Origin of the sequence: Actinomadura barringtoniae (genome assembly GCF_017573505.1) — a bacterium.
In the GTDB taxonomy this organism is placed as follows: Bacteria; Actinomycetota; Actinomycetes; order Streptosporangiales; family Streptosporangiaceae; genus Spirillospora; species Spirillospora barringtoniae.
Window position 1 is genome coordinate 131,100 of record NZ_JAGEOJ010000010.1, and the last position, 12,828, is coordinate 143,927.

Below are 12,828 nucleotides of genomic sequence, written 5' to 3' on the forward strand. Positions count from 1 at the left end.
CCCCACGGAGGACCGTCATGCGTTTCGTCCCCTCAGTGACCGCCGCCTCGACCCTGCTCGCGGCCGCCCTGCTCGTCCCGGCCACCAGCGCCAACGCCGCCCATGCAGCCGCCGCTGCCGCCGCCCTGACCTGCAACGGCAGCGCCGCCCCGACGATCGGCACGGGCACGCCGAACACCTCGATGAACAACAAGTTCACCTCGTACGGCAACAGCAACGCGCTCACCGACGACTGGACGGGCGCCGACAGCACCTACTCGGTGAAGCTGGCCGACGGCCGCACGGTCTTCGGCTTCTCCGACACCTTCCTCGGCACGGTCAACGCCAACGGGTCCAGGCCGCTGGCGATCCAGGACGGCGGAACGACGCCGTTCATCAACAACACCTTCGTCGTGCAGTCGTCCGGGGGGACGCTGTCGAGCACGGCGCACGGCGGCACCGCCTCCAGCCCGACCGCGCTGCTGCCGCCGCGCGACGACTCGCACCTGTACTGGGCGGGCGACCTGACGACCAACGGCAGCACCGAGATCCAGCAGCCCTACCGCGAGTACAAGGTCGGGTCGGGCGACCTGAACGTGGCCTGGGAGGACAACGTCCTCGCGCGCTTCTCGACGAGCAACCTCAAGCAGCCGATCTCGATCACGCCGCTGCCGTCCAGCCGGAAGATCATGTGGGGCTCGGGGCTGATGAAGGCCGACGGCTACACCTACATCTACGGGACCGAGGACCTCGGCACCGACGGCAAGCACATGTACGTCGCCCGCGTCTCGGGCACCGACCTGCGCGGGCAGTGGAGCTACCTGGCCTCGTACGGCAGCAACCCCACCGATCCCGCCGACGACACCTGGTCGACGTCGGAGTCGGCGGCGCTGCGGGTGCTGAGCGGGGTGTCGAACGAGTTCAGCGTCAGCAGGCGCGGCAACTTCAACATCCTGCTCACCCAGGACACCAAGCTGGCGTTCAGCATGGAGATCGACACCTACCTGAGCTGCTCGCCGGCCGGGCCGTTCGGCGACGAGAAGACCGTCTACAACACCCCGATCGCCAAGCCCGACGGCACCCCGTACAACGACGCGGACCTCTACACCTACAACGCCCACGCGCACGCGTCGCTGAGCTCGGCGAACAACCTGGTGTTCTCGTACAACATGAACAGCCTGGACTTCACCACCCCGGCCGCGCAGAAGGACGTCTACCGCGACGTCAGCATCTACCGGCCGCGGTTCGTCAACGTTCCGGTGACGGGCTGACGCGATGGCGATCGATCCAGAGCTGACCGAGGCGCTCGCGGGGATGCCGTACGTGAGCCTGGCCGACCCGGTGAAGGCGAGGGCCGCCATGCGCGACCTCGCCGCCACCCTGTCGGGCCCTCCGGCGTCCGAACCTCTCGAGGGGGGACGACCCCCCACACCCCCCGGGCCGACTCCGCCGGCATCTCGTGAACGCGTCGAGGTGACCGACCGGATCATTCCGGACGGCGTTCCCGTGCGGATCTACCGTCCGGCGCGGCCGCAGGGGCCGGCGCTCGTCTACTTCCACGGCGGCGGCTTCGTCACCGGGGACCTGGACAACGAGCACGTGCGCTGCCTGGACTTCGCGGGCGAGCTCGGCATCGTGGTCGTGTCCGTGGACTACCGGCTCGCGCCCGAGCACCCGTTCCCCGCGGGTTTCGACGACGCGTACGCGGCGACCGTCTGGACCCACGCGAACGCGGGTGAGCTCGGCGCCGCGCCCAGCCGCATCGCGGTCGGGGGCGGCAGCGCGGGCGGCGGGCTGGCCGCCGCGGTGGCGCTGCGCGCGCGGGACGAGGGCGGGCCGCCGCTGGCGTTCCAGCTGCTGCTCTACCCGGTGCTGGACGACCGGATGGAGACGCCGTCGATGCGCACCTACACCGAGCCGCCGCTGTTCAACCGGGGCGAGGTGGAGCACATGTGGCACCACTATCTCGGGGGAGAGCCCGAGGCTCCGGTGTACGCGGCGCCGGCGCGGGCGGCCGACCTGTCCGGGCTGCCGCCCGCGTACATGCTGGTCGCCGAGGCCGATCCGCTGCGGGACGAGGACCTGGCGTACGCGTGCCGGCTCATCGCGGCGGGCGTGCCGACCGAGCTGCGTCACGTGCCCGGCGCGTACCACGGCTTCGACGGCGTGCAGTCGGCCGCGGTGGCCCGGCGCGCGCACGCGGAACAACGTGCGGCGTTGCGCGATGTGTTTCATCTCAGTGCTGGACATCACAGCACATCAAGTGATTAGATGACTTAACTTCTTCCAGGTTGAACGAGGTAGTCGATGGCCCAGGACGTGACCCGCCCCAGTCTCTCCGACGCGCTGACCGAGCGCGTGCTGGAGCTGATCCGCGCGGGCGGGCTGCGTCCCGGCGACCGGCTTCCCTCGGCCAGGGAACTGTCGGAGCGCTTCGCGGTGACCACACCCACTCTCCGCGAGGCGCTCCGCAGGCTGGAGGCCACCGGCGCGGTGCAGATGCGGCACGGATCGGGCATCTACGTCGGCGCCGACCTCGAACGGGTCGTCATCCCGAACCCGAACTTCCGGCGCCTCCAGGCCGACCAGATGCTGCAGCTGCTGGACGCCAGGCTCCTGATCGAGCCGCCGCTCGCCGCGATGACCGCGCGGCGCGCCGACCCGGCCGACCTGGACCGGCTCGGCACCGCTCTCGACCAGGCGGGACGCCACCTGGAGGGCGAGGACGCCGAGCTGGACACCGCCAACCGGACCTTCCACCGCGCGGCCGCCCGAGCCTCGGGCAACGCCGTGCTCGGCGAGGTCATCGACTCGCTGCTGTCGGTCCACGCCAGCGAGCAGCGCGAAATACTGCGGATCTTCGATGACCGGGCCCGCGACCACGACGAACACCGGGCCATCCTGGCCGCCATGAAGGCCGGCGACGCCGAACGCGCCGAGGAGCTGATGCGCGCGCATCTCCTCGACGTGAAGAGCGTCATCGAGTCCCGGCTCACCTGACCGACCCCCGATCCCGCTCGATCCACCCCGCCCACCCCGATCCACTCCATCTCAACAGGCCGTCCGCACCGCACCTCGCTGACGGCCGCTTCAGCCAACCCTCAGCACCGCCGTTCCTCAGCACAGCCGTTCCTCAGCATCGCCGTTCTTCAGCACCGCCGTTCCTCAGCACCGCCGTTCTTCAACACAGCCGTTCAGTACAGCCGTTCCTCAGTACCTCCATTCCTCCGTACGACCTCCATCCACCCCAAGAACCAGGGAGGCCCCCTATGCCGTCGATGCGTATGCGGGCGACCGCCGTTCTCGCCGCGGGCACGGCGCTGCTCGCGGTCGCGGGCTGCGCGTCCGGCAGCGACTCCAGCGGGTCGAAGTCCGGGCTCAAGCTCTACAACGACAAGGGCGCCTGGAAGCCCTTCTTCGAGCAGATGGGCACGCTCGGCAAGCAGCAGACCGGGCTGGACATGAAGCCGGTCGGCTACACCGACGAGCCGACCTACACCGCGTTCATCAAGTCCTCGTTCCGCACCAAGGTGAAGCCGGACCTGTTCACCTGGTCCACCGGCGGCCGCCTCCAGGAGATCGTCGCGCAGAACCAGGTCGCCGACACCTCCGCCATCTGGCAGGAGGGGATCAAGAACGGCGACCTCACGCAGGACCTGGCCAAGTACTACACGGTGAACGGCAAGCAGTACTGCGTGCCGCTGAACACCGGCTACTGGGGCATGTTCTACGACAAGAAGATCTTCGCCAAGTACAACCTGCAGCCGCCGAAGACGTGGGCCGACCTGATGAAGGCCGCGCAGACGCTGAAGAGCCACGGCCAGGTCCCGTTCAACCAGACCACGCCGACCTCGCTGTTCTCGTTCGCCTGGTTCGAGCAGCTGCTCGCGGGCACCGACCCGGACCTGTACGAGAAGCTGTCGATCGGCCAGGCCTCCTACACCGACCCGGGCGTGGTCAAGGTGATGGAGCAGTGGAAGTCGATGATCGACTCCGGCTACTTCAGCAACCCCGGCGACAAGGCCGACCCCGCCGACAGCTTCAAGGCGGGCAAGGCCGCGATGGTGATCAACGGCACCTGGTTCAACACCAGCATGACCCAGCGCGGGCTGAAGCAGGGCACCGACTACGGGTTCTTCATCATCCCGAACGTGGTGTCCTCGCTGCCGAAGACCTCGCTGGTCTTCGAGAGCGGGCCGCTCTGCTCGCTCAACAAGGCCCCCGACAAGGAGGCCAGCACCAAGTACCTGAAGTGGTGGATCACCCCGGCGGCCCAGGAGAAGTGGGCCAACGCGCGCGGTGACGTGTCCGGCAACCCGAAGGTGAAGGTCGCCGACCCGGCGCTGGACGCGACCACCAAGGAGGCCGCGTCCGATCAGAACCGGCTGGTGCTGCGCTACTTCGAGGCCGCGCCCGCGCCGGTGCTCACCGCCGCGCTGAGCGGCTTCGACGGCTTCCTGAACAAGCCCGGGACCTACAAGAAGGTGCTGGAGGACATCCAGAAGGTCGCCGATGAGTACTGGAAGACGCACAAGGCCGGAAGTTGAGCCTGGAGATGAGTGAGCAGACGACCGCCGTGCGCGCGAAGGCCTCGGCCGGACGCGCGCGCGGCGGGAAGGCCGGCCGGGGCGGCAAGGGCCGCGCCAAGCACGGCGGCGCCGGGGGAGGGCTGCCCGCCCGCGGCGGGTTCGCGATGTACGGCAGGTTCCGGCAGATCTACGTCACCCCCGCGGTCCTGTTCGTCGCGGTGCTGATCTACCTGCCGTTCCTGTGGACGGCCTACCTGAGCTTCACCTCCTATGACGGGCTCGGGTCGCCCAAGTTCACCGGGCTCGACAACTATCGGCGGCTCTTCCACGACGAGGCGCTGCTCACCTCGGTCCGCAACACCCTGATCTGGGTCGTCGGGACGACGATCCTGCCGGTCGGGCTCGGGCTGCTGGTCGCGGTGCTGTCGTACAACATCAAGGGCGGCGCCTGGTTCCGGCTGCCGTTCCTCATCCCGTACGCGATGTCGGGCGCGGGCCTCGGCCTCATCTGGGGCTTCATCCTGCAGCCCGACGGCATGGCCAACCAGGTGCTGACGTTCCTCGGCATGCCGGGCGGCAACACCGAGTTCCTCCAGGACGGGCCGCGCAACACGTTCGCGATGATCGTGGTCTGGGCGTGGCAGCAGCTCGGCGTCAACATGCTGCTGTTCGTCGTCGGCCTGCAGTCGATCCCCAGACAGCCGATCGAGGCGGCACGGATCGACGGCGCCTCGGGCTGGCAGCTGTTCCGGCACATCATCTGGCCGCTGATGCGCCCGCTCACCACCGTGGTGTTCGGGCTGGCGCTGGTGGCGAGCCTGAAGACGTTCGACATCGTCTGGGTGATGACCCAGGGCGGCCCCGGCCGGTCCTCCGAGACGCTCGCGGTGACCATGTACCGGCAGGTCTTCGTGGCCGACGAGTACGGCTACGGATCGGCGATCGCGGTGGCGCTCACCACGGTCACCGGGCTCGCCTCCTACCTCTATCTCCGCCACCAGATCGGCAAGGAGGACCGCTGATGCAGGGAGGACAGCTGATCCGCAAGATCGTGCTCGTCGTGCTCGGGCTGGTGTGGCTCTTCCCGACGTACCTGATCGTGGCGAACGCGGTGCGCCCGGCGACCGAGTACAACCCCACGGACGCGGTCAAACCGCCGTCCTCGATGGGGCTGTTCGACAACATCAGCCAGGCGTGGAGCCGCACCAACGTGGGGAGCACGCTCTACAGCACCGCCCTCTACAGCATCGTCGCGCCCGGCCTCGCCGTGCTGTTCGGCGCGCTCGCGGGCTACGCGATCGTCGTGCTGAAGGTCCGGTTCGGGTTCGCCTGGTTCATCGTGATCTTCGCGGGCACGGTGGTGCCGTTCCAGATGCTGCTGGTGCCGCTGTTCGTCGGCTACAGCAAGGTGTCGCTCTACGACAACCAACTCGGCCTGGTGCTGGTGCACACGGCGATCATGACGCCGCTGGCGGCGCTGGTGATGCGCAACTTCTTCGGCTCGGTGGCGGTCTCGATCTTCGAGGCGGCCCGGCTGGACGGCGCGTCCACGCTGCGGATCTTCTTCCGCATCTACCTGCCGCTGTCGTCGGCCGCGCTCGCCGCCGTGTTCATCCTGGAGTTCACCTACGTGTGGAACGACCTGCTGTTCGGGCTCACGCTCGCGCAGTCGGAGAACGTGCGGCCGGTGTGGGCGGAGCTGTCGGCCCTCACCACCGACGTCTACGCGGGCACGCCGGTGCCGATCGCGCTGGCCGCGGGCCTGGTGGTCTCGCTGCCGACGGTCGTGCTCTTCCTGGCGACCCAGCGGCTGTTCACCCGCGGGCTGACGCTCGCGCAGTTCTGACGTTCGCTTGGTTCTGACCCCCTGTAATTCCTGAATTTCATTTGAGAGGACGAGGATGACCAGTCGGCTCCTGACGGAGAGCCTCGGCTCGCCGGACTACGACGGGATCCGCGCGGCCCTCCGCCACGACACCTCGGTCGAGGTCCTGGCCGTGCGCGGGCTGTCGGTGCGCGCGGCGGTGCTGCCGTTGTTCAAGCGGGACGAGGCGGGGGCGCTTCGGCAGGCCGTACGGATCGAGGCCGCCCCGGGCCTCACCCTGCGCCTCGGCGACATCGAGGAGCGCACGGGCGACGACGGCCGCGCGACCCTGCTGGTCCCGGCGGTGGACGAGATCCGGCGGATCACGCTGGAGGTGCGCGACGACGCGGGCCTGGTCGGCGCCGCGCCGCTCGACGTGACGCCCCAGCGCAAGTGGAACGTCTTCGTCGTTCACCACTCCCATTTGGACATCGGCTACACCGACACCCAGGGCACCGTCCTACGGCATCACCTTGACTATCTGGACGCGGCGCTGCGGCTTTCCCGGGAGACCGACGGGAGGCCCGACGACGCGCACTTCCGGTGGTCGGTCGAGTCGTCGCTGCCCGCGCTGCGCTGGCTGGCGACGCGGCCCGACGACATGGTCGCCGAGTTCGTGGAACGCACCAGGGCCGGCAACATCGAGGTCACCGCGTTCCCGATGCAGCTGCACACCGAGGCGTGCTCGACCGAGGAGCTCTACCGGCAGCTCCGCTTCGTCGAGGGCCTGCGCAGCAACTACGGGATCGACGTCCGTTCGGCGATGCACACCGACATCCCGGGCGCGGTCGTCGGCGTCGTGGACGCGCTGAACGCCGCCGGGGTGCGCTACCTGGCCGCCGCGCACAACTGGGCGGGCCGGTCCGTGCCGTACATCACCGGCGGCGACAAGCTGGGCCGCCCGTTCCGCTGGCGCGCGCCGAGCGGCCGCGAGCTGATCGTGTGGTTCACCGACACCCCGCACGGCATGGCCTACATGGAGGGCAACACCGTCGGCCTGGTCGACGGCTATGACCTCGCCGAGGACCTGCTGCCGCGCTACCTGAGCTCGCTCGCCGACCGCCCCTACCCCTACGGCCCGGGCACCTTCGGCTGGTACGCGGCGCCCGGTCAGGTCGGCGCCGACAAGTCCCCCGACGTACTGGACGCCGTTCACCTGCGGGTGCAGGGCGCGCACGCCGACAACGCCGGGCCGTCGATCATGCCCGCCGACATCGCGCACCGCTGGAACCAGACATGGGAGTACCCGCGCGTCCGGATGGCGACCAACGCCGACTTCTTCGAGCACGTCGAGGAGCACCACCTGGACTCCCTCCAGGTGCACGAGGGCGACTGGACCGACTGGTGGGCCGACGGGCTCGGCTCCGGCGCGCGCCCGCTCGGCTACGTCCGCCGCGCCCAGAACGTGCTGCGCGCCGCCGAGACGCTGCACTCGCTGGCCGGAGCGCAGGCCGAGGGGCTGAACGACGCCTACGACAAGGCCGCGCTGTTCGACGAGCACACCTGGGGCGCCGCCAACCCCTGGGAGGACGCCGAGGAGGGCGGCGACTCGGGCGGCCTGCAGTGGACCCGCAAGTCCGCGGTCGGCTATCAGTCCTACGACGACGCCCTGGACCTGCTCCAGGCGGGCGCGCGGCGGTTCGGCGCGACGGTCGGGCCCGCGCCCGAGGCGCTCGCCTCGTTCGCCGTCGTGAACCCGGGCACGGCCGACCGTACCGACGTCGTCCGCGCCTTCCTGCCGCGCGACGTGGTGGCGGTGGACGTCCCGGTCGCGCTCGTGGACGCCCGTACGGGCGAGACCGTGCCGCACCACGAGGAGGAGGTCGACCCGGACGAGTGGCCGACCCGCCCGATCGGCCGCCACCTGGAGGTCGTGATCCGCGACGTTCCGGGACTGGGGCAGGTGCGCCTCGACGTCGTTCCGGCCGACCGGCCGGCGCCGGAGCCGATCGACCTCGGCAACGACGGGACCATTGAGAACGAGTTCTACCGGGTGACCTACGACGTCCGCGAGGGGCACCTCTCGTCGGTGTTCGACAAGGTCGCGGGCCGGGAGCTGGTGAACGCCGACGCGCAGGCCGGGTTCGGCCAGTACGTCTACGACCGTTACGCCACCGCGCCGCACTTCAACCACCTGTCCGGGCACATGCTCGTGCACGACAGGACGCTGCTGGGCGACCGCGCGATCGGGCGCCACGCCGCCGTGGTGAAGTGTGAACGCACCCCTGCCGGGGAGCGGCTCATCGTGGAGCTGAACGGCAAGGGCGTGGACTGGCTGCGCACCACCATCGAGCTCTACGCGGGCGTGCCGCGCCTGGATCTGCGCTTCCAGCTCGGCAAACAGCCGACCGCCGGGAAGGAGGCGGTGTTCTTCGCCTTCCCGTTCGCGGTCGGCGGGCCGCCGTCGGTGTGGGAGCTGACCGGCGGCGTCGGCGGCACCGACGTGCCGAGCGTGCCGGGATCGGCCGAGCACATGCGGCCGATCAGGCACTGGGCCGCGTTCGAGGACCCCGACCTCACGGTGGCGTGGGCGACGCTGGAGGCGCCGCTGGTGCAGTTCGGCTCGATCCACATGCCGTACGCGCCGTTCCCGCCGACGATCGACGAGGAGGCCGCGACGGTCTACTCGTGGGCGCTGAACAACATCTGGGACACCAACTTCCCGTCCCAGCAGTCGGGCGAGACCACGTTCCGGTACGCCGTCGCGTCCGCCGGGGGAGGGGTGTCGGGCCGGCGGCTCGGCGCCGCCACGGCCGCCGGGCTGACCGACGCCTTCGTGGCGACGCTCGCCACCGGCACCGAGGTCGCCGACGCGAGCCGGTCGTTCGTGCGCGTGGACGACGCGGACGTGCAGATCAGCTCGGTCGGGCGGGAGGGCGACGACCTGGTCGTACGGCTCCAGTCGCTGGCCTCGGGGCCGGTGGAGGCAGCGCTGACCGTTCCCGGGCTGACCCGGGCGCTGGTCGACTCGGGCCTCGGCCGCGACGTCGAGGAGGCGCCGGTACGCGACGGCGCCGCGATCGTCCGCCTCCCCGCCTGCGGGGTCGTCTCCGTGACGGTGAAGGGGAGCCTGTAAATGAAGATCACCGGCATCAGGGCGACCACGGTCGCCGTGCCCCTGGAGGCCCCGCTGCTGCACAGCAACGGTGCCCACTGGGGCCGCTTCGTCCGCACCATCGTCGAGGTCGAGGCCGACAACGGCCTGGTCGGGCTCGGCGAGATGGGCGGCGGAGGGGAGAGCGCCGAGGCCGCGTTCCGCGCCCTCGCGCCCTATCTGGAGGGGCACGACCCGTTCGAGCTGGAGGCGCTCCGCTTCAAGATCGCCAACCCGACGGCCAGCCTCTACAACAACCGCACGCAAATGCTCGCGGCCATCGAGTTCGCCTGCATCGACCTGATCGGCAAGCACCTGGGCGTCCCCGCCTACGACCTGCTCGGCGGGCGGATCCGGGAGAGCGTGCCGTTCGCGTCCTACCTGTTCTACCGCTACCCGGGCGCGGGCACGGGCACGGGCTCGGGCTCGGGCGGTACGCCGGAGGTGCGCACGCCCGACCAGCTCGTCGCGCACGCGCTGGACCTGAAGAAGCGGCACGGCTTCACGGTCCACAAGCTGAAGGGCGGCGTCTTCCCGCCCGCCTACGAGCTGGAGTGCTACCGGGCGCTGGCCGCGGCGATGCCGGAGGACCGGCTGCGCTACGACCCGAACGCGGTGCTCAGCATGGACGAGGGCCTGCGGTTCGGGAAGGCGATCGAGGACCTCAACAACGACTACCTCGAAGACCCGGTGTGGGGACTGGAGGGCCTGCGGCAGGTCCGCGAGAAGATCGACACGCCGCTGGCCACCAACACCGTCGTGGTCAACTTCGAGCAGCTCGCCACCAATGTCCTGCACCGCAGCGTGGACGTCGTGCTGCTGGACACCACGTTCTGGGGCGGCATCCGGCCGTGCATCAAGGCGGCCGGGATCTGCGACACGTTCCAGATCGGGGTGTCGGTGCACTCGTCGGGCGAGCTGGGCATCCAGCTCGCGACCATGCTGCACCTCGGCGCCGTCCTCCCCAACCTGACCTACTCCGCCGACGCGCACTATCACCACCTGGCGGGCGACGTCATCGAGGGCGGCCCGTTCCGCTACGTCGACGGCCGAATCCAGGTGCCCACCGGCCCCGGTCTCGGCGTCACGCTGGACCGTGCCAAAGTCGCCGAGTACGCGGAGCTCTACAAGGAGCTGGGCGGCTACGCCTACGACCGCGACCCGGGACGGCCCGGCTGGTACCCCCTGGTCCCCAACGAGCGCTGGGCCGACCCCGCCACCGCCCTCACCGCGATCTGACCAACACGCCGATCTTGCTCTCAGCGCCCTCATTCGGGCGGAGGGAGGGCGCTGAGAGCAAGATCGGCGTATTTATGGGGTGAGGCGGTAGACGGTCCACTCGTCTTGGGGACGGGCGCCGAGGGACTTGTAGAAGCCGATGGCGGGGGTGTTCCAGTTGAGCACCGACCACTCGACGCGGCCGTATCCACGTTCCTTGGCGATCCGGGCCAGCTCGGCGAGGAGCTGCTTGCCGTAGCCGTTGCCGCGCACGTCGGGACTGACGAACAGGTCCTCGAGGTAGATGCCGTGCCTGCCCAGCCAGGTCGAGAAGCTGAGGAACCACAGCGCGAAGCCCACGACCTCGCCCTCGTGCACGGCCACGTGGGCGAACGTCTTCGGCTCGGGGCCGAACAGGGCGTTCCGGAAGTCGTCCTCGGTGGCCTTCACCTCGTCGGGCGCGCGCTCGTAGTCCGCGAGCTCGTGCACGAGGCGGTAGATGGTCGGAACGTCGTCAGGGGTCGCAGGCCGGATCATGCGTTCCAGCCTAACGACCCCTGAAGTGCGGTTATGACCCGAGTCCTACCGGAGTCCTACCACTTGGTGGGCTTGGTCTTGGTGTAGAGCCAAGCGTTGAACAGCCCGTCGAGCTGCTTCTGCGAGATCTTCTCGGCGAGCGCCACGAACTGCGCGGTCGAGACGTTGCCGTTCTTGTGGGCCTTGGTCCAGGCCTTCAGAAGGGCGAAGAACGCCTTGTCGCCGATCCGCTCCCGCAACGCCTGCAGCGTCATGCCGCCGCGGTAGTACGGGGTGATCGTGAACATCTGGTCGGCGCCGGGGTTGCCGGTCTTGCGCGCCGTCCACAGGTCCTTGTAGTACTTCCAGCTCTCCGGCTCGGCGTAGAGCTTGTCGAAGGTCTGCTTGGCGGTCGCGCCGCCGTGCTGCTCCTCCCACAGCCACTCGGCGTAGGTGGCGAAGCCCTCGTTCAGCCAGATGTCCTTCCAGCGCCGCACGCTCACGCTGTCGCCGAACCACTGGTGGGCCAGCTCGTGCACGATCGTGCCCTGGTCGGGCTGGAAGCCGTAGATCGGCCGGCTCTGGGTCTCCAGGGAGAACGCCACGTCCACGCCGACCCGGATACCGCCGGTGGAGGCGAAGGGGTACTTGCCGAAGACCTTCTCCTCCCAGTTGATGGCGTCGATCGTGCCCTTGTGGATCGTGTTGAGCTCGCTCGCCCGGTTCGGAGCCACGCCGGTGATGACCGGCACGCCGCTGGCGGTACGGCCGCGCTTCACCTGGTACTTGCCGATCGCGAGCATCGCCAGGTAGCTGGCCATGGGCGACCGCTGGTTCCAGATCCAGGTGGTCTTGCCGGCCTTGGTGCGCGACCCGCCGGGCTCGCCGTTCGACAGCACCTGCGTGCCCTTGGGAACGGTGACCCGGTAGGTGTAGGTCGCCTTGTCCTGCGGGTGGTCGTTGCTCGGGAACCACGTCGACGCGGCGTCCGGCTCACTGACCACGTACGCGCCGTCCGGCGTCTTGATCCAGCCGAACGTGCCGATGTCGGGGCGCGAGATGGGCTTCGGCGTGCCGCCGTACACCACCGTGACGTTGAACCTGGAGCCCTTGCGCAGGCCCTTGCCCGGCGTGACGACCAGCTCCTGGCCCTTGCGGGAGTAGCGGGCCTTCTTGCCGTTCACCTTGACGCTGCTGACCTTGAGCTGCTTCAGGTCCAGGTCGAAGCGCGAGAGGTCCTTGGTCGCGCGCGCGGTGATGTGCGCGGTCGCGCGAAGGGTGTTGGCCTTCGGGTTGTAGTTCAGCGCCAGGTCGTAGTGACCGACGTCGTATCCGCCGTTCCCCTCCATCGGGTAGTAGGCGTCACCGCCGCCCGGAGCACCCGGGGTGAAGCGCGGGCGCGCGTCGGCGTTCGCGGCGGGAACCGCGGCCGCGAGCACGCAGGCGCCGGCCGTGAAGACGGCCGCGGCGGATCTGATGCTGGGGGGCATGAATCATCCCTTCTATGTCTGACCTGCCATAGAAGATCACGTGATGCCCGGGTTGTCAGTAGTTTTTGGTGTTTCGCGCGTTACCGATGGTGGACATGTGGCGAGGACCAATGCGGCTCGGGACACGCCGCGGGGGCC

Annotated in this window: 10 protein-coding genes; 8 read left to right on the top strand and 2 right to left on the bottom strand. The window is 69.5% G+C overall.

Annotation, left to right across the window (positions count from 1 at the left end; genetic code table 11):
* Positions 1-17 precede the first annotated feature (17 nt).
* The 8 genes from J4573_RS24725 (at position 18) to J4573_RS24760 (ending at position 10,705) form a co-directional block, all read left to right on the top strand.
* Positions 18-1,250: a DUF5005 domain-containing protein gene (locus J4573_RS24725; protein ID WP_208258214.1), complete on the top strand. Its 1,233-nt coding sequence runs from the start codon at positions 18-20 to the stop codon at positions 1,248-1,250.
* Between the two features lie 4 nt (positions 1,251-1,254).
* Entirely contained in the window at positions 1,255-2,250 is a 996-nt protein-coding gene (locus J4573_RS24730; RefSeq protein WP_208258215.1) for an alpha/beta hydrolase, read from the top strand.
* 36 nt (positions 2,251-2,286) lie between these two features.
* Positions 2,287-2,979: a FadR/GntR family transcriptional regulator gene (locus J4573_RS24735; protein ID WP_208258216.1), complete on the top strand. Its 693-nt coding sequence runs from the start codon at positions 2,287-2,289 to the stop codon at positions 2,977-2,979.
* Positions 2,980-3,248: 269 nt separating this feature from the next.
* Positions 3,249-4,526: an ABC transporter substrate-binding protein gene (locus tag J4573_RS24740; RefSeq protein ID WP_208258217.1), complete on the top strand. Its 1,278-nt coding sequence runs from the start codon at positions 3,249-3,251 to the stop codon at positions 4,524-4,526.
* Positions 4,527-4,534: 8 nt separating this feature from the next.
* The gene (locus J4573_RS24745) at positions 4,535-5,530 is read left to right on the top strand and encodes a carbohydrate ABC transporter permease (RefSeq protein ID WP_243773522.1); all 996 of its coding nucleotides are present in this window, start codon (positions 4,535-4,537) and stop codon (positions 5,528-5,530) included.
* Positions 5,530-6,354 (top strand): carbohydrate ABC transporter permease, encoded by an 825-nt coding sequence (locus J4573_RS24750; RefSeq protein ID WP_208258218.1) that lies wholly within the window; start codon positions 5,530-5,532, stop codon positions 6,352-6,354. The genes J4573_RS24745 and J4573_RS24750 overlap by 1 nt, the downstream gene beginning before the upstream one ends.
* Before the next feature lie 55 nt (positions 6,355-6,409).
* Positions 6,410-9,448 (top strand): glycoside hydrolase family 38 N-terminal domain-containing protein, encoded by a 3,039-nt coding sequence (locus J4573_RS24755; protein ID WP_208258219.1) that lies wholly within the window; start codon positions 6,410-6,412, stop codon positions 9,446-9,448.
* Positions 9,449-10,705, top strand: coding sequence for an enolase C-terminal domain-like protein (locus J4573_RS24760; protein ID WP_208258220.1), 1,257 nt, complete (start codon positions 9,449-9,451; stop codon positions 10,703-10,705).
* A gap of 72 nt (positions 10,706-10,777) precedes the next feature.
* On the opposite strand, the gene J4573_RS24765 is transcribed toward J4573_RS24760, so the two are convergent.
* Both J4573_RS24765 and J4573_RS24770 read right to left on the bottom strand, forming a co-directional pair.
* Positions 10,778-11,221, bottom strand: coding sequence for a GNAT family N-acetyltransferase (locus J4573_RS24765; protein ID WP_208258221.1), 444 nt, complete (start codon positions 11,219-11,221; stop codon positions 10,778-10,780).
* A 56-nt stretch (positions 11,222-11,277) separates the two neighbouring features.
* Positions 11,278-12,690, bottom strand: a complete 1,413-nt coding sequence (locus J4573_RS24770; protein ID WP_208258222.1) for a M1 family metallopeptidase — start codon at positions 12,688-12,690, stop codon at positions 11,278-11,280.
* Positions 12,691-12,828: the final 138 nt, after the last annotated feature.